At 62.7% G+C, this 17,391-nt stretch carries 19 protein-coding genes; 12 read left to right on the top strand and 7 right to left on the bottom strand.

Going from position 1 to position 17,391, the window contains the following annotated elements; all coding sequences use genetic code 11:
• Positions 1-113: 113 nt before the first annotated feature.
• The 5 genes from EN851_RS03630 to recJ all read left to right on the top strand — a co-directional run bounded on the left by EN851_RS03630 (position 114) and on the right by recJ (position 4,146).
• Positions 114-470, top strand: a complete 357-nt coding sequence (locus EN851_RS03630) for a hypothetical protein (RefSeq protein ID WP_127280821.1) — start codon at positions 114-116, stop codon at positions 468-470.
• A 66-nt stretch (positions 471-536) separates the two neighbouring features.
• Complete coding sequence (locus EN851_RS03635; RefSeq protein WP_081295122.1) at positions 537-704, top strand: Thivi_2564 family membrane protein; 168 nt, start codon at positions 537-539, stop codon at positions 702-704.
• A gap of 202 nt (positions 705-906) precedes the next feature.
• Complete coding sequence (gene glpX, locus EN851_RS03640; protein WP_135864345.1) at positions 907-1,890, top strand: class II fructose-bisphosphatase; 984 nt, start codon at positions 907-909, stop codon at positions 1,888-1,890.
• Between the two features lie 72 nt (positions 1,891-1,962).
• Positions 1,963-2,184: a DUF6434 domain-containing protein gene (locus tag EN851_RS03645; protein WP_135928600.1), complete on the top strand. Its 222-nt coding sequence runs from the start codon at positions 1,963-1,965 to the stop codon at positions 2,182-2,184.
• 180 nt (positions 2,185-2,364) lie between these two features.
• Positions 2,365-4,146 carry a single-stranded-DNA-specific exonuclease RecJ gene (recJ, locus tag EN851_RS03650; protein ID WP_135864349.1) on the top strand — a complete coding sequence of 594 codons (1,782 nt, stop codon included), beginning with the start codon at positions 2,365-2,367 and terminating at the stop codon, positions 4,144-4,146.
• 23 nt (positions 4,147-4,169) lie between these two features.
• On the opposite strand, the gene EN851_RS03655 is transcribed toward recJ, so the two are convergent.
• The 4 genes from EN851_RS03655 to folE form a co-directional block, all read right to left on the bottom strand.
• The gene (locus tag EN851_RS03655; protein WP_135928601.1) at positions 4,170-4,727 is read right to left on the bottom strand and encodes a dihydrofolate reductase family protein; all 558 of its coding nucleotides are present in this window, start codon (positions 4,725-4,727) and stop codon (positions 4,170-4,172) included.
• A gap of 87 nt (positions 4,728-4,814) precedes the next feature.
• A complete protein-coding gene (locus EN851_RS03660) occupies positions 4,815-5,786 on the bottom strand; it encodes a patatin family protein (RefSeq protein ID WP_135928602.1) in 972 nt (323 codons plus the stop codon).
• An 84-nt stretch (positions 5,787-5,870) separates the two neighbouring features.
• On the bottom strand, positions 5,871-6,332 hold the full coding sequence (hisI, locus tag EN851_RS03665) for a phosphoribosyl-AMP cyclohydrolase (RefSeq protein ID WP_127277422.1): 462 nt from the start codon (positions 6,330-6,332) through the stop codon (positions 5,871-5,873).
• 42 nt (positions 6,333-6,374) lie between these two features.
• Positions 6,375-7,010, bottom strand: coding sequence for a GTP cyclohydrolase I FolE (gene folE, locus EN851_RS03670; protein WP_127277424.1), 636 nt, complete (start codon positions 7,008-7,010; stop codon positions 6,375-6,377).
• A 240-nt stretch (positions 7,011-7,250) separates the two neighbouring features.
• Here folE and EN851_RS03675 point away from each other — a divergent pair, with 240 nt between their 5' ends.
• Positions 7,251-7,697 (top strand): iron-sulfur cluster assembly scaffold protein, encoded by a 447-nt coding sequence (locus tag EN851_RS03675; protein WP_135928603.1) that lies wholly within the window; start codon positions 7,251-7,253, stop codon positions 7,695-7,697.
• A gap of 507 nt (positions 7,698-8,204) precedes the next feature.
• Here the strand turns inward: EN851_RS03675 and EN851_RS03680 are convergent.
• Complete coding sequence (locus tag EN851_RS03680) at positions 8,205-9,122, bottom strand: LysR substrate-binding domain-containing protein (protein WP_135928604.1); 918 nt, start codon at positions 9,120-9,122, stop codon at positions 8,205-8,207.
• Positions 9,123-9,447: 325 nt separating this feature from the next.
• Between EN851_RS03680 and yidD the strand changes: the two genes are divergently transcribed.
• Both yidD and blaOXA read left to right on the top strand, forming a co-directional pair.
• Positions 9,448-9,822 (top strand): membrane protein insertion efficiency factor YidD, encoded by a 375-nt coding sequence (gene yidD / locus EN851_RS03685; RefSeq protein WP_135928605.1) that lies wholly within the window; start codon positions 9,448-9,450, stop codon positions 9,820-9,822.
• Between the two features lie 147 nt (positions 9,823-9,969).
• On the top strand, positions 9,970-10,788 hold the full coding sequence (blaOXA, locus tag EN851_RS03690) for a class D beta-lactamase (protein WP_135915784.1): 819 nt from the start codon (positions 9,970-9,972) through the stop codon (positions 10,786-10,788).
• An 81-nt stretch (positions 10,789-10,869) separates the two neighbouring features.
• Here the strand turns inward: blaOXA and EN851_RS03695 are convergent, their stop codons facing one another.
• Positions 10,870-11,931, bottom strand: a complete 1,062-nt coding sequence (locus tag EN851_RS03695; RefSeq protein ID WP_245520719.1) for an SAM-dependent methyltransferase — start codon at positions 11,929-11,931, stop codon at positions 10,870-10,872.
• 44 nt (positions 11,932-11,975) lie between these two features.
• Here EN851_RS03695 and thrS point away from each other — a divergent pair, with 44 nt between their 5' ends.
• Entirely contained in the window at positions 11,976-13,952 is a 1,977-nt protein-coding gene (thrS, locus tag EN851_RS03700) for a threonine--tRNA ligase (RefSeq protein ID WP_127277439.1), read from the top strand.
• 85 nt (positions 13,953-14,037) lie between these two features.
• Positions 14,038-14,976 carry a GNAT family N-acetyltransferase gene (locus EN851_RS03705; RefSeq protein WP_135921478.1) on the top strand — a complete coding sequence of 313 codons (939 nt, stop codon included), beginning with the start codon at positions 14,038-14,040 and terminating at the stop codon, positions 14,974-14,976.
• Positions 14,977-15,078: 102 nt separating this feature from the next.
• On the opposite strand, the gene EN851_RS03710 is transcribed toward EN851_RS03705, so the two are convergent.
• Positions 15,079-16,041, bottom strand: a complete 963-nt coding sequence (locus EN851_RS03710; protein WP_127277443.1) for a hypothetical protein — start codon at positions 16,039-16,041, stop codon at positions 15,079-15,081.
• Positions 16,042-16,195: 154 nt separating this feature from the next.
• Here EN851_RS03710 and EN851_RS03715 point away from each other — a divergent pair, with 154 nt between their 5' ends.
• Positions 16,196-16,780: a nitroreductase gene (locus EN851_RS03715; protein ID WP_127872623.1), complete on the top strand. Its 585-nt coding sequence runs from the start codon at positions 16,196-16,198 to the stop codon at positions 16,778-16,780.
• A complete protein-coding gene (locus EN851_RS03720; protein ID WP_127277448.1) occupies positions 16,781-17,389 on the top strand; it encodes a flavin reductase family protein in 609 nt (202 codons plus the stop codon).
• Positions 17,390-17,391 lie beyond the last annotated feature (2 nt).

Raw genomic sequence — 17,391 nt, forward strand, 5'->3', positions numbered from 1 at the left:
CCCCGGAATCTCTGGGCATAACCACTGCCGGCGCATTTCGGTTCGATGAGGATATCCCGGAACGAATTGGCGTCGGCGCCGTTCTCTTGGTCAGCAACCAAGGGAGCCGCTTCATGGCCGATACCAACAAATCCGACAGCCCTGACATCGGCGACATCCAGAAGACGCTGGAAAAGCAGATCGCAGACCTGCGCAAGGAGATCACCAAGATCAACAAGAGCATTTCGGCGCGCAGCGCGGAAATGCTCGATGATGCCAGCGAACAGGCATCGGATTTCTACGAGACAGCCGCTTCGCGTGCCTCGCGGACGGCACAACAGTTGCGCAGCCAGGCCCAGGCGGTTTCGGACGTCGCGCGCGAAAATCCGGGCACGACGACCGCCGTGGTTGGCCTTATCGGCCTGCTCGGCTTTCTGGCCGGGATCGCCGTCGGCCAGTCGATGAACGACACGTCGCGCCGCTGGTACTGAGCGCGTCGGTATTGAGCCGGCTATGCCGGCTCGTTTCTTTTCAGGACATCATTGAAGGAGGGCACCATGGCTTCGTCCGTGTTGATCGGCATCCTGATCACGTTTCTCGTCATCATTCTCGTTCTCTATCTGGTGCAGCGGCTGCCGCTCGACGCCAGGATGAGGCAGATCGTGCAGATCATCGTCATCATCATCGGCATTATTTCGCTGCTCAAATACCTCGCGGTTTTCTAGGCCGCCAAGAACTGCAATTTCCCGTTTCGTGCCGGCCCGGTTCGTCTCGAACCGGGCCGGCATTGTTTCAAGAATAAGGTTCAATCGATTGATATTGCTATCCTTTCGATAAATCCACCGGCAGGTCTTGCCGTTGTCATGCTCGTTTGACAAAACAGGCGCGCCTCCGGCGGGAGGCGGCGTCAAACGAGGATTTGCCGAAATGAATGTGGCCCAGAATATCGTCGCCGGCCTTGACCGGATACTCACCATGGAACTGGTGCGCGTCACCGAACGGGCTGCCGTCGCGGCCGCCAGGCTGCGCGGCCGCGGCGACGAAAAGGCTGCCGACCAAGTCGCCGTCGACGCCATGCGCGAGGAGCTCAACCGCCTTGCCATCAAGGGCACGGTGGTGATCGGCGAGGGCGAGCGGGACGAGGCGCCGATGCTCTATATCGGCGAAGAGGTCGGTACCGGCAAAGGCCCGGCGGTCGATATCGCGCTTGATCCGCTCGAAGGCACGACGATTTGCGCCAAGAACCTGCCGAACGCGCTCGCCGTGATCGCGATCGCCGAGAAGGGCAGCCTGCTGTTCGCACCCGACGTCTACATGGACAAGATCGCGATCGGCCCTGGTTATGCAGAAGGCGTCATCGACATCGATGCCTCGCCGGCCGACAACATCGCCAGTGTCGCCCGGGCGAAGGGCGCCGCCGTATCCGACATCACGGCCTGCATCCTCGACCGGCCGCGCCACGCCAAGCTGATCGACGCCGTGCGTGCCACCGGCGCCGCGATCCGCCTGATCGGCGACGGCGACGTCGCCGGCGTCATTCACACCACCGACCCGGAAGAAACCGGCATCGACATCTATCTCGGTACCGGAGGCGCGCCGGAAGGCGTTCTGGCCGCGGCCGCGCTGCGCTGCACCGGCGGCCAGATGCAAGGCAGGCTGATCCTCGATACGCCGGAGAAGATCGCCCGTGCGGCAAAGATGGGCATTGCCGATCCGAAGCGGGTTTATCGGGCCGAGGACATGGCGCGCGGCGACGTGCTGTTCGCGGCCACCGGCGTCACCGACGGCAACATGCTGGCCGGCGTCAGGTTCGGCCGCACCTACATCACCACGCATACGATCGTGCTGCGCTCCTCGTCGCGCACCGTGCGGGAGATCAAGGCCCGGCACCAGGATTTGGATAAGTTCTAGACCTGCTTGCGGAGCCGGGTCGCAGTTGTTAGCCATTGGCGGTATCTGAACCTGGCCGCGCAAGGATTGACGATGAAGGCGTTTGACTGGCACGCGGATCCGATCCTGCGTGCCACTCCCATCACAAAATCCTATCGCAACACCCAGAACGCGGGCCGCTTTCTCACCCGTGAATGCGGCGTCACGTTCAGGTTCGATCGACTCTTCATGGCCTGGCTCAAGGACGGTCGGGAAAAGACGAAGGGAGATGCAGCCGACGACAGGCTGAAAAGCGGAAAGCGTAGTTGTTCTTGAATTCTTCTGCGACGCCTACTGCCGCGAACCGCTTGGCTTTGCCGGCCTTTGGCCCTAAAGCGCGTCGCGTTAACGCGACGCGCTTTCGGGTGTTGTTTGTGCATGTGGTTATCCCAAAACCACTGCACACTTTTTGGCGACATGCATTATTCTGCGGCCAACCATGAGTTGGCAAAGCGCATGACAGGCGAAAGGCGCCTCTTCCTCGATGTCAGGCAGTCGGCTACGGGTCTCTCCTGGGAGCACCGGCTGACCGAACGGCAGGACATGATCGCGCTCGCCATCGCGCAAGGCCATGGCGTGCCGGACATCGTCGCGCGCGTTCTTGCCGGACGCGGCGTGACCGCTGATGAGACCGAGCGGTTTCTCGACCCGACGATCCGCGACCTGTTGCCGAACCCGGCCTCATTGACCGACATGGACAAGGCCGCCATCCGCATCGCCGCCGCCGTCGTGGCCCGGGAAAAAATAGCGATCTTCGGTGACTACGACGTCGATGGCGCGGCCTCGTCGGCCTTGCTGAAGCGGTTTCTCGCGCATTTCTCGGTGCCGTCGGAAATCTATATCCCGGATCGTATTTTCGAAGGCTACGGTCCCAATCCCGATGCCATGCGCGAACTGGTCTCGCGCGGCGCGACGCTGATCGTCACCGTCGATTGCGGCACCAACAGCGCCGCTTCCGTCGAGGCAGCCAAGGAGGCGGGCGCCGATGTCGTGGTGCTGGACCACCACCAGGTTGGCGGCGCGCTACCGGCGGCGCATGCCGTCGTCAATCCCAATCGCGACGACGACCTTTCCGGGCAGGGCCATCTCTGTGCCGCCGGCGTGGTCTTTCTCGCTCTGGTGCAGACTGCGAAGGTGCTGCGCGCGATGACCGACGCCGCGCCGCCGGACCTGCTTTCCCTGCTCGATCTCGTGGCGCTTGCGACCGTCTGCGACGTGGTGCCGCTCACCGGCGTCAATCGCGCCTTCGTCGTCAAGGGCCTGCAAATGGCGCGGCAGCAGAAGAATGAAGGGATGGCTGCCCTTGCGCGGGTGTCGCGCATCGGCGAGCCGATCAGCACCTTCCATCTCGCCTATCTGATCGGCCCGCGCATCAATGCGGGCGGACGCATCGGCGATGCGGCGCTCGGCAGCCGGCTGCTTGCAACGGACGATCCGGTCGAGGCGCAGACCATCGCCGAGACGCTCGACCGGCTGAACCAGGAGCGGCAGCTGATGGAGCAGGAGATGCTTGCCGCCGCGCGCGCCGAGGCCGATGCCGAGCTGGCGGGCGGCAGCGGCCCGGCGATCGTCGTCACCGCCAGCAACAACTGGCATCCCGGCATTGTCGGCCTGCTGGCCTCGCGATTGAAGGATCATGCGCGCCGGCCGGCTTTTGCCATCGCCTTCAACGCTGTGGGCATCGGTACCGGTTCGGGCCGTTCGGTGTCGGGTTTCGATCTTGGCCGGCTGGTACGCGAGGCGGCCATTGCCGGGCTCATCGTCAAGGGCGGCGGCCATGGCATGGCCGCCGGCATCACCGTCGAGCGCGCAAGGCTGGGCGAACTCAGGGCCTTCTTCGAGGAGCGCGCGGCTGCCGACGTTTTCCGGTTGCAGGATGAGGAAAGCCTGGCGATCGACGGCGCGCTTGCCGCGGAAGGCGCGACGCTCGGCCTGCTCGACGCGCTGGAAAAGGCAGGCCCCTTCGGCGCCGGGCATGTCGCGCCGGTTTTCGTGCTGCCGCGCCATCGGCTGGTCGATATCAGGCCGGTCGGCACCAACCATATTCGGGCTGATTTGCAGTCGGAGAGCGGCGGCCGCATCCAGGCGATCGCCTTTCGCGCCGTCGACACCGTGCTCGGCGAATTCCTGTTCAAGAACCGAGGCAAGACCGTGCATGTCGCCGGCTCGCTGTCGGGCAATCACTGGAACGGCAACCGCACGGTGCAGTTTCGCATCATCGATGCTGCGCGGGCATAGCCGCGCGGCGGAAACCGGGCAATTCAGCTGGCCGGTGCATAACGCAGCAACGTCACGCCCTGGGTAAGACTTTCCGTGCCGAGCGGTTTCAGCGTCAGCGACAGGCCGGATTGGAAGTATGGCTTGCCGCCACCCACCACCACAGGATGCATGTAGAGCCGGTATTCATCAATGAGACCGGCTCGTGCCAGGGACGCCGCAAGATCGGCGCCGCCGAGGATGACGAGGCCATCGGCCCGTGCCTTGAGAGACTTTACCGTGTTCTCGGCATCGTCATCCACCAGCCGGGCATTGGCCCCGACTTGCTGAAGCGTGGTCGAGAAGACGATCTTCGGCGTCTCCCGCCATGCACGGGCAAAATCCCGCTCGACCTCGGTGGCGCCGGTCTCGCGCTCAGGGTTGTCCCAGAAGCGCATGGTCTCGTACATGCGCCGTCCCGCGAGCACGGCGGAGGCCTGTCTCATCATGTCGTTGAAATGCTGGTGCAGCTCTGCTTCGGGTACCGGCAAGCCGATGTCCTCGTCCGATCGGGCGATGTAGCCGTCCAACGACGTCAGCATGGAATAGACAATCCTGGCCATCGGCACCTCCGCTTCAATTGGCGCAGATCACCATGACCAATTGCATCTTGCAATCAGTTTGTGCGCAAGCGAATAGAGTTAGATGATCTAGGCGAGAACCGTCTGCAGCCGCGTCAGTTCGCCGATCTGCGCCATCGTCGCCTGGTAACCGAGCTGGATCGCTTCGTCGGCCCGGTGGAATTCGGTCAGGCCGATATGGCTGAGCTTGGGCTGCAGCGACATGTCGGGCGGATCCCCGGCAAGCCTGGCGCGCGAAATGCGGTCCTGGATGATGTTGAAGGCTTCGACCATCACGCCGGTGATGCCCAGACGCGTCTGGTGCGATTGGTGCTGGGCGTTGACCTGGCCGGGCCTTGGGGCGTCCTTTTCGATAACCAGTTCGCCGGCACTGTGCTTGATCACGGCGGCGCGGCCGAACAGGTCGTAGTGCAGGTTGACCGCCACGACGAGCGGCTGCTCGTAGGCGCGGCAGACCGAAACGGGCACCGGATTGACCAGCGCGCCGTCGACCAGCACACGACCGTTGCAATCGACCGGCTCGAACACGCCGGGCAGTGCGTAGGATGCGCGCATGGCCGTGATCAGCGAACCGCTCGACAGCCAGATCTCGTGGCCGGTGCGGATTTCCGATGCGACGCAGACAAATGGCTTTGACAGATCGTCGAAGCGGATACCGGCCACGTGCTCGCGCAGGCGCGCGTCCAGTTTCATGCCGCCGAAGAGGCCGCTGCCGCGCAGGTTGAGATCGAGCAGGCCGAAGATGCGCCGTCTGGTGAGGCTGCGGGCGAACTCTTCCAACTCATCCAGTTTGCCGGCAAGATAACAGCCGCCGACCAGAGCACCGATCGAGGTACCGGCAATCATCGAAACTTCGATGCCGGCTTCATCGAGCGCGCGCAGCACGCCGATATGCGCCCAGCCTCTGGCGCAACCGCCGCCGAGCGCCAGCGAAATACCTGTTTTCTTGGGGGATTTTGTTTCGGATGCGCCGCCGGTCGAGGACAGGCCGTTGGCCTCCCTGACGTCTGGTCTGCTACGCAATGACGCCCATTCGAGCATCATGATCTCCCTTGTCCCAAAGCTAATATACGGATGGGCCGTATCGAAATGATGAATCTGTGTGGTTGATGTGAGGCAGAAGGTTCAAGCTGATGGCTTCCGATACGTGTTTTCCGCATCGAACAGCGGCTTGCTGCCGTCGTCGGCAAGCGTCCCCTTGCCGTCGATCAGCCCCACCGTCCGATAAAAGCATGAACGTCGGCCAGTGTGACAAGTTGCGTCGTGGCCCAACACTTTCACGCGCAACCACAACGCATCCTGGTCACAATCCGTGAGCATCTCGACGACATGCTGGAAATTGCCAGAGGTTTCGCCCTTCTTCCAGAGCGTGTTGCGCGAGCGCGACCAGTAGTGGGCGATGCCTGTCTCCAGCGTCAGTGCCAGCGCTTGCGCATTCATATGCGCGACCATCAGCAGCATGCCGTCGGCGGCATCGCTGACGACGACGGTGACCAGGCCGTTGGCGTCGAAGCGCGGCGAGAACACCGCGCCTTCTTCCAGGGTCTTCTTGTCTGACGGAGCTTTCGGGAATTCCAGTGCCGACATATCAGGTCTATTTTCCTGTTGACCGTGACGTCGGCAAGGGGCTCACGCCCCGCCGCCGCGCACCATGGTGACAAAACGAACCTGCTCTTCAGGCGTATCCTTGAAGACGCCGGTGAAGGTTGAGGTCAGCGTGGTTGAGCCCTGCTTGCGGATGCCGCGCATGGCCATGCACATGTGCTCGGCCTCGATCATGACGGCGACGCCGCGCGGGTTGAGTACGTCCTGGATGACACCGGCAATCTGCGCGGTCAACGCTTCCTGCGTCTGCAGGCGATGGGCGAAGATATCGACGACGCGAGCGATCTTCGACAGGCCGACCACCTTGCCGTCGGGCAGATAGCCGACATGCGCCTTGCCGATGATCGGCACCATGTGATGCTCGCAATGCGAATGGAACTGGATGTCCTTGACGATGACCAGGTCATCGTAGCCGGCGACCTCCTCGAAGGTGCGGCCGAGCTCGTCCGCCGGGCACATGTCGTAGCCGCCGAACATTTCACGGTAGGCCTTGGCCACGCGCTTGGGGGTGTCGATCAAACCCTCGCGATCCGGATTGTCGCCGGTCCAACGTAGCAAGGTGTGCACGGCAGCCTCGACTTCGGCTTCGCTCGGGCGGTCGGTGACCGGCTTTTCCATGTAGGCGGACTGGGGCATGAGCTTCTTGATGACGGCATCCATAAAAGGCGTCTCCCGTAGTTCCTCTCTCAGGAGGAACGAGTTGAACGGACCACGACCTTTCGGTGTCGGAAACTCGCCCCGTTTCCAGCCCCGTAAGCGGCGTGAACTTCCCGGCAACGACGGTGGCGTTCGCCGCCTTGTCGATACCGGACTGCCAGCATTATATATGGTCGTGCCGAGCGAATGAAAGACGCAACAACGGCAATCGCTGTTCGCTTGGCGGCGACGGATTGGAAAATAATGATCAACGACGTCTACAACGCGAAAATTCTCGGTTTTGCCGGAAACATCGCCCGCATCGGCCGGCTCGATCATCCCGACGCGACCGCGAAGGCGCATTCCAAGCTGTGCGGTTCGACCGTTATCGTCGATCTCAAGATGGAGGACGGCGTGGTTACCGACTTCGCCCACGACGTGAAAGCCTGCGCGCTCGGCCAGGCATCGTCCTCGATCATGGCGCAAAATGTCGTCGGCGCCAGCGCCGAGGAATTGCGGGCGGTGCGCGAGACCATGCTGAAGATGCTGAAGGAGAACGGCGCGCCGCCGGAAGGCCGCTTCGCCGACCTCGGCTATTTGGAGCCGGTGCGCGACTACAAGGCGCGCCATGCGTCCACCATGCTGACCTTCGACGCGGTGGTCGACGCGATCGGCCAGATCGAGAAGAAGCGCGCCGACGAAGCGGCCTGAGCGTGGGCTTTGGCCTTACGGCGGCAGGCGGGTCCAGCCAGGGCACAGCCGGTCATTCATGCAATAACCTCATGTTCGCCGGCATTCTTGCCGCTTCACTTGTGTCGAGCGGCGGCTCGTGCGGGGCGGAACCAGCGGTCCAGCGCGATATCGGCGACTATCTCATGAAGGCTATCCAAGCCTGTTGGAGCATGCCCACAAGCATTGCACGCGTTCGGATCAGCCTGAACAAGGACGGATCGCTCTCCGGCCCGCCAAAAATCGTCGGCCCCGTGACACCGCCACGGGACAAGGTAGCCGAAGCCGCCATTCGGGCAATCACACGCTGCGCGCCGTTTCCCGGGCTGGCATCCTACGCCGCCCACTATGATTTGTGGCGGGACATCGTCGTCACATTCAACCCGGCAGACGACCCTGCGGCGGGACATCCGCCCCTGGACGTCAACGATCTCGACAAACTTTTCGAAAATACAAAGCAAAGTAGCGGAATCTTGCCAGGGCAATGGCTCAGGCCGGCGCTTTCAGCGCCAGCCTGCTGTCGGCAAATTCGCCCCTCAGCCAATCGGCGAAGGCCGCTGCCGGTTCGGAGAGATCGTGCAAACTCCTGGCCACCAGCCAATAAGCGCCGGACGCGACATCGATGTCGAACGGCTTGACCAGTGCCCCGGTCGCCAATTCTTCGCCAATCTGAAGGATATCGCCCAGCGCCACCCCATGTCCAAGCAGCGCGGCCTGCTTCGAGAGCGAGGCGTCCGCAAGCATCGGCCCGCGCGCGGGCACGGCATCGGCAGGCACGCCCGCCGCCTCGAACCAGCGCGCCCAACCCTGGCGGTTTTCCTCGTGCAAAAGCGTGAAGCGAGCAAGATCGGCCGGCTTCTCGAGGGTTGGGCCCGATGAAAGCAGCGCCGGCGACAGAACCGGCGAATCGACCGTTGAAGCCAGCCGTTCGGCCTCGCTACGGGGCCATGACGTCGAGCGTGAGCTGAAACGCAAGGCAAGTTCGGGCTGGTCGCTGCGGAACTCGATCAGCCTTGGGTCGACTTCGAGGGAAACGTCGATGTCGGGCCGCAACTGCCGGAACCGGTTGAGCCTCGGCACCAGCCACACCGCTGCGAGCGAAGGTTCGACGCTGACGCGAACCACGAACTGGGCCGGGCTGGCGGCCAGATCGTCGAGCAGGCGGTCAATCGCATCGAAACTCCTGACCAGTTGAGCAAGCAGCCGGCGGCCCGCATCCGTCAGTTCGACGCGGCGATGGTGCCGTTCGAAAAGCGGTTGGCGCAGGAAGGTTTCGAGTTCGCGGATCTGCCGGCTGATCGCCGCCTGCGAGACGAAAAGCTCCTCGGCGGCCTTGCTGAAGCTCACATGCCGCCCAGCCGCCTCGAAGCTCCTCAATGCCGTCAGAGGCAGGCGTCCACGCTTCATTTTCGCATAACCCAGGATTATCCGAAGGGGAAATTATACTCGTTTGAAGGCGAAGGCCAGCAGCGGTCTAATCCGGTCAAAGGAGACACGGCCATGGTCCAGTTCCTGAACATCCTCGGCGATGTCATGCGGATCGCGACGTTTCAATGGCGTGACGAAAGACGCGATGCAAGGCATCACGAAGAGTGGCTCCACCACCCTGGCCGGTGGGCACCTCCGGTCGACCGGCAGCCATTTCGCCGTTACCGCCCGTGACGGCGGGGCGAGCGGGATTGCGTTCTCCGGCGCAAGCGCACATCTATCAGCTGGAAACGCGGAGATCGCAGTGGGCGACCAGCACGGGCATGCGCATACAGCCGGAGCGTCGATGCGCGGCCGCAATTGGCCCGGCCCTTGGCGCAAGACGCCCGGCCGCGTGCTCGGCACCTCGCTCGTGCGGCTTTACCAACTGACGCTGTCCGGCTTTGTCGGCAATTCCTGCCGGCATCTGCCGACCTGTTCGGAATATGCGCATGAGGCAATCGCCCGTCATGGTCTTTGGGCCGGTGGCTGGATGGGGTTGTTCCGCGTGCTGCGCTGCGGTCCATTCGGCACGCACGGCATCGACCTCGTGCCGGAGGTTCTGGCGCCCCGTTATGCCTGGTTCATGCCATGGCGGTACTGGGGGATCGGCCGTAAGCGAGGCGAAGCGCAGGGATGAGGAAGCTGCTCACGCGGCGCCAGCCGCGCCGGTTTACGATCCGGTAGGGTTAACGCAAGCCTGCACAACAACTGCGCATTTGAGACAAAATCGAGACAAGAGCCCTCGCTAAGCCCGCTCGCGAACCCCTCCTGGAGCGAGCATCCCATGCGCAACATCGACCGTCTTCCCTTCATCTTTGCCGGAATCCTGTTCCTGCTTGCCTGGCTGTTGGGGTTTCCGATGCGCGCTCAATCGGCGCCGCTCGCGGATGTGCACTGCACGCTCATCGCCGACGCCCAGAGCGGCAAGACGCTTTACCAGGACGGTACCTGCGACCAGCGCTTCAGCCCGGCATCGACGTTCAAGGTGCCGCTTTCGCTGATCGGCTACGACGCAGGCATCCTCACCGATCAACACACTCCGGCATGGGACTACAAGCCTGAGTTCAAGGCGGTGAAGCGCGACCAGAAAACCGTCGATCCGACGATCTGGGAACGTGATTCCATCATCTGGTTCTCACGCGAGATCACCCGCAGGCTTGGAGCCGAGAAGTTTGCCGGCTACGTATCGAAGCTCAACTACGGCAACGGCGACGTTTCCGGCAAACCCGGCAAGGATGACGGACTGACCCATTCCTGGGTGAACTCCTCGCTCGAGATCACGCCGGTCGAACAGGTCGCCTTCCTGCGGCAACTGCTCGCCGGCACTATGCCAGTGTCGGCCAAGGCGCATGAAATGACACGGGCCATCATACCGAGCTTCAAGGCCGGCAATTGGGCCGTTCAGGGCAAGACCGGCAGCACCAGGCTCGGCGAGGGCGGCAAGGACAAGCGCTCGCTCGGCTGGTTTGTCGGCTGGGCGCGGAAAGACGGCCGCCAGATCGTGTTCGCCCGGCTCGTCGTCGATGCGAAGCGGACCGACATGCCGAAGGGGTTGGCGACACGGGCCGCGTTCCTGAAGGACCTGCCGCAGCTGATGAAATGAGTTTGATTTCCACGCAATTCCCAAGGGGAAGCGCTACGCGCTTCTCCCGGGAAAACCGCTGCACGCTTTTCCTGGATTTGCTTAAGCGCTTCGGCGGGCGCGGATGATGTGGCCGCCGGAATTGCTCGTCATTGCCTTCGGTGCTCCGGAAAAGCGAGCGGCGATATCGCCGCTCTTGAGATCTTCGATCTCGTCGAAGCCGAGTTCAGTCAGGGATTTCGCCAGCTCTGCCGGAACAAAGAAGCTGATCCAAGGCTCCCCGACAGACGCGACGCGCGCCGCATGGAAGGCCTGGGCCGCCTGTCCCGCCGCATCGCGGTTCTCGGTCGGCTCGCTGTAGTCGAACACGACCTCCGAGCCGGGGATACCGGCTATCCAGGACAATGTGTTGAAGATCGCTTCCTTCGTCAGGTAGGGTACGACCCCCAGCCAGATGAAGAAGGCCGGCGCGGTCGACTGCAAACCGGCCTCGGCCAGTTCCGCAGACAGGCTTTGCCGCTCGAAATCGACCGGCACGAATCTGGTGGCGGCTGGCTCGGCAAGACCGCTATCGGCAATGCATCTGCGTTTCCAGGCTTGCGTGGCCGGGTGATCGACTTCGAACACGCTGAGGTCCGGATACGGATTGCGCAGCGAAAACGTATCGAGGCCGGCGCCAAGTACGACGAGTTGGCGGACACCGCGACGCACTGCCGCCGCCAGCCAGTCCTCGGCGAAGCGGGCGCGCGCTGCTACGAACAGGCGCATGCGCAGGCGGCGCTCGTCTTCCTCCTCAAGCTCCTGCGCCGCGGGAGCGGCTTCACCCAGAATCGCGATCGCGTAGGCATCGCGAAACAACCCTGCCTGCGGTGAAAATTGATGCAGAGCCCTCATGCGGGCGACGCCAAGGGCGGTTCGGCTGGGTGTTGCGTTTTCCATATCGACAATTCCAGACGATTGCGGGGATGTGCGCAAGCCTGGGCGACGTGTCTGCGACATCTCTGCCGACATTTCCTGACGGCCGGGCCAGTCAGCACTCTTTACCTGGCCCGGCACTGCCTCTAAAACCCGCGCGCTGCCGTTTGTCCATGTGATTGGCGCTTCCGGCTTTATCTTGTGCATGTCGTAATCCAGGACCGCCATACATTTTTGGGCGACATGCATTTCAACCACCCGCGCTCGTTTGCGGGACTGGATAGGAGAACCATATGCTGAATTCCGTTTCCCTGACATTTCCCGATGGCTCCGTCCGCGACTATGACGCGGCAATGACCGGTGCCGGCCTTGCCGAGTCGATCTCCAAGTCGCTGGCCAAGAAGGCCGTGGCCTATGCCATCGACGGCACCGTGCGCGACCTCAGTGATCCCGTGGGCAAATCCGGCAAGGTCGAGATCATCACCCGCGAAGACCCGCGTGCGCTGGAACTCATCCGCCATGACACCGCGCATGTGTTGGCAGAAGCCGTGCAGGAATTGTGGCCGGGCACGCAGGTGACCATCGGGCCGGTGATCGAGAACGGATTCTATTACGACTTTGCCCGCAACGAGCCGTTCACCCCGGACGATTTCCCGGTGATCGAGAAGAAGATGCGCGAGATCATCGCGCGCAACAAGCCGTTCACCAAAGAGGTCTGGTCGCGCGACAGGGCAAAAAAGGTCTTTGCCGACAAGGGCGAGCGCTACAAGCTCGAACTGATCGACGCCATTCCCGAGGATCAGGATCTCAAGATCTATGCGCAGGGCGACTGGTTCGACCTTTGCCGTGGTCCGCACATGGCCTCGACCGGCCAGATCGGCAACGCCTTCAAGCTGATGAAGGTGGCCGGCGCCTATTGGCGCGGCGATTCGAACAACCCGATGCTGACACGCATCTATGGCACGGCCTGGGCCGACCAGGCGCAGCTCGAAGCCTACCAGACGATGCTGGAGGAGGCCGAGAAGCGCGACCACCGCAAGCTTGGCCGCGAAATGGACCTGTTCCATTTTCAGGAAGAGGGGCCGGGCGTGGTTTTCTGGCACGCCAAGGGCTGGAAGATGTTCCAGAACCTGGTCAACTACATGCGTCGCCGCCTCGACGAGCAGGGCTATCAGGAGGTCAATGCCCCCCAGGTACTCGACAAGAGCCTGTGGGAGACGTCGGGCCACTGGGGCTGGTACCGCGACGCCATGTTCAAGGTGACGGTCGCCGGCGATGAAACCGACGATGACCGCGTCTTCGCGCTGAAGCCGATGAACTGCCCGGGTCACGTGCAGATTTTCAAGCATGGGTTGAAGTCATACCGGGATCTGCCCGTAAAACTTGCGGAATTCGGCAATGTGCATCGCTACGAGCCATCGGGCGCGCTGCACGGGCTGATGCGCGTGCGCGGCTTCACACAGGACGATGCGCATATCTTCTGCACCGAGGAACAGTTGGCTTCCGAGTGCTTGCGCATCAACGACCTGATCCTGTCGACCTACGCCGATTTCGGTTTCGACGAAATCAGCGTCAAGCTGTCGACGCGGCCGGACAAGCGCGTCGGCACCGACGAGGCATGGGATCATGCCGAGGCGATCATGGGCAGCGTGCTGGAAACGATCAGGACGCGCTCCGGCAATCGGATCAAGACCTCGATCAATCCGGGCGAGGGCGCCTTCTACGGGCCGAAGTTCGAATATGTGCTGAAGGATGCGATCGGCCGCGAATGGCAATGCGGCACGACGCAGGTCGACTTCAACCTGCCGGAGCGTTTTGGCGCCTTCTACATCGGCTCGGATTCCGAGAAGAAGCAGCCTGTCATGGTGCATCGCGCCATCTGCGGCTCGATGGAGCGGTTCCTCGGCATCCTGATCGAGAACTATTCCGGCCATTTCCCGCTGTGGTTCGCACCGCTGCAGGTGGTGGTGGCGACCATCACGTCGGACGCCGACAGCTATGCGAACGAGGTCGTGGCGAAGCTGAAAGCCGCCGGGCTGTTGGCGGAAGCCGATCTGCGCAACGAGAAGATCAACTACAAGGTCCGTGAGCACAGCCTGGCCAAGGTGCCGGTCATCCTCGTCTGCGGCAAGCGCGAGGCGGAGGAGCAGACCGTCAATATCCGCCGGCTCGGTTCGCGCGACCAGGAATCGCTTGGCCTTGCCGAAGCGATCGAACGGCTGACCGAAGAAGCGGTCACACCTGATCGCCGACGCAAGCGCGCTGCTTAATTCGGACTGTTTTCGATCGAATGGCGGTGGAGCGATCCACCGCCATTTTCATATCCCTGTCACGGCGATGTTGTACTGGAACGCTATGCTCAAGCTGAAATCGCGCGAACGACCATTTCCCGAGCTTTCCTATGCCAACCCGCACCAGCCGGCTCTGGCGCGCTGGTTCATTCATTCGGTGGAAGGCCTTTCGGGCCGCGACCGGTTCGCAGCGCTCTATGAATTCTGGCGCCATCAGGTTGTGCCGACCGGTGAGCGTGTGTTCAGCCGCATGCTGGACCTCATCGATGTAGGCGTGCGAACGCCCGACCAATGGCCGCCCGCGCAATTGCCCGACACGCCGCTGGTGATCATTGCCAACCATCCCTTCGGCATTGGCGACGGCATCGCCGTGCTGTCACTGGCAGAGCAACTCGGGCGACCTTTTCGAGTGATGATCCACAAGGATCTGCTCAGGATTCGCGAGATGGGGCCCTATTCGCTGCCAATCGACTTTTCCGAGACCAAGGAAGCTGTGAAGAACAACATGGCGGTGCGCCATGAAGCGGTTCGGCTGCTCAAGGAAGGTGTCACCATCGTGGTGTTTCCGGCCGGCGGCGTCGCCACCGCGCCAAAGGGTTTTGGCCGGGCGCGCGACCTGCCATGGAAGATGTTTCCGGCCCGTCTCGTCCAGGAAGCCAAGGCATCGGTCATCCCCATGCATTTCTCCGGGCAGAACGGCAGGCTGTTCCATCTGGTCAGCGGGCCGATGAACATGGCCGAGCGCGACGGGCGTGTGGCCAAATTCGTCGGCAAGGCCTCGCTGACCTTGCGCACCTCGCTGCTCATCCGTGAATTCGCGCGGTTGTCCGGCAAGGCGATCGAGGTGCGCGTCGGCAATGTGCTCAGCTGGAGCGAACTGGAGCCGTTGCGCGACCGCAAAGCGTTGCTCGATCGCCTTTATCGCGGCGTGTTCGACCTGGCGCCAGAGCTGCCTCGCCGGCGCATTCCTTTCCTGCCGGCCCGAACGAAACTGGCGGCCTGAAAGGGCATCTCCGGCGAAAACGAGGTCGCCTCCAATGCTCTATCTCTTTGCTTTTACGCAATTCCGGACGCGAAACCGCTTCGCACCTTTGCTGGAATTGCTTCAGTCCGCGCCTTCTTCCGGATCCATGGCCGCTGCTTCGGTGGCGAGAACCTCGATTTCCTGGTTCTGCCCGCCCACGACCGTGAAATCCTTCTGATAGATCCGGTCGCGGTTCTTGGCGATGATGGTGTAGTCGCCTTCGGCGAGCACCATCGAAGCGAAAGCGCCGACGGTTTCCTTGATCGGATCGCCGGATTCGTTGAGCAGTGACCAGGATGTGTCGGCGATCGCTTCGCCGCCCGCTTCGCGCACCAGCTTCATCGTGATTTCGGCCGCGTGATGCTCGACGGTGGCTTCGGTCAGCTTGCCGGCCTCGACGCGGATGTCGGAGCGGATGACGGCATTGACCGCGCCATAGGTCGAGACGACGTGGTAGATGCCGGCATTGAGCCGCACGACACTGTTGGGTTCGACATCGGGGATGATCAGCGCGCGGTCGCCATTGGCCTCGGCGGTGCCCTCATAGATCGAGAAGCGCAGTTTTTTCGGCGGAATGCGCACGCCGCCGGACAGGACCGCGTCGAGCTTCAGGCCGCCGGCATCGAGCACCAGGCTTTCTCGCTTGGCTTCCTTGCCGACGGTGATGCGCTTGGTGGCGCCGGCGCGGCCATAAGAGGCGTGGACCAGATAGCTGCCGGGTTCGAGCTGAAAGACGGCGCTGCCGCCATGCGCGGAGGCGACCATCGGCAATTTGCCGTTGACGGCTTCAGGCTTGAAGACGCGCCAGACGAGACCGCGGGTGATGTCGGTGCCCTTGTCGGTCAACTGGGCCGACAGGGTGATGGCGCCACCGCCGCCAAGCGCCAGCGGGGTCCCGCTCTTCGGCGTCGCATAGCTCGAAATTCCGGGAAGTTTCAGGTCGCCAACGCCATCCTTTTCCTGCGCGACAGCCATGGAGACCGGCAGCAGGAACAGCGCGGCGCAGAGCCGGACCAGGAAAAGACGCAGTCGCCCCTCAAACATGCCTTGCGTTGAAGCCCATGGCGGTGGCAATTTCAAGGCTTAAGAGTCCGATCCGTGACTCTTCAGCCCGGCGCTAGCGCGCCTTTGCCCGAGCCGCCCGAATTCCCGATGGTGCGCTTCAGCTCAAGACAGAATGTCCAGGAGACTTGCGCCCATGGCGTCGCCGATCATCGACTTCCTGCTGACCCGAAATTCAGCGCCGATTCCCGATCTCAAGGAGCCTGCGCCCAGCGACGCCGATATCGCCACGATGATTGCCGCCGCCACACGCGTGCCCGACCATGGACGGCTCGAACCCTGGCGCTTCATCCTCTATCGCGGCGAGGCCCGCATCGAGATCGGCAGACAACTGGCGGCGCTGGCTGAACAACGTGAAGGACCGTTGACGGAAGGCCGCCGCAACCAGGAACTGGCGCGGTTCTCGCGCGCGCCGCTGGTGATCGGTGTCGTATCAATTCCCAGGGAGAACCCGAAAATCCCGCAATGGGAGATGTTCCTGTCCGGAGGCATGGCGGCGCTGAATCTGATGATATCTGCCAATGCGCTTGGCTACGGCACCAACATGATCAGCAACTGGTATTCCGACGTGCCGGAGGGCAGGGCGATCCTCGGACTGGCGCCGCAGGAGCGCGTCGTTGGTTTCATCCATATCGGCTCTTATGCGGGCCAGGCGCCGGAGCGGCCACGGCCCGATCCGGCAAAACTCTATGCGGACTATACCGGACCTTGGGCGGGCTGAATGTTCTACGAGCCGTCCAAGGGGCATGGCCTGCCGCATGATCCGTCGAAGGCGATCGTGGCGCCGCGTCCGATTGGCTGGATATCGACGCTGAACAAGGCCGGCGAGGTCAATCTCGCGCCATACTCCTTCTTCAACGCCGTCTCGACCCGGCCTTTCATCGTCTGGTTTTCCTCCGAGGGCGAGAAGGACAGCGCCTCGTTCGCGCAGGAAACCGGCGAGTTCGTCGCCAATCTGGTCAGCCGCGACCTTGCGGAGAAGATGAACTACACGTCCGTCGCCGCGCCGCGCGGGGTCAACGAGTTCGTCTATGCCGATCTCGCCATGGCGCCGTCGCGTCTCGTCAGGCCGCCGCGCGTGGCGGCGGCACCCGCGGCGCTCGAATGCCGGGTGACGGAAGTGTTTCGCCCAAAGGCGCTCGACGGATCGCCAACGAGCGCCGTCGTCGTCGCCGGTGAAGTGATCGGCGTGCATATCGACGATGCCTTCCTGAAGGATGGCCTGTTCGACATCACCAAGGCCGGCAATGTCGCTCGTCTCGGCTATATGGACTATGCCAGCGTCGACGAGGTCTTTTCGATGCGCCGACCGCGCTGGGAACAAAAGTAGCT

It is taken from the genome of Mesorhizobium sp. M8A.F.Ca.ET.208.01.1.1 (assembly GCF_004791315.1).
GTDB lineage: Bacteria > Pseudomonadota > Alphaproteobacteria > Rhizobiales > Rhizobiaceae > Mesorhizobium.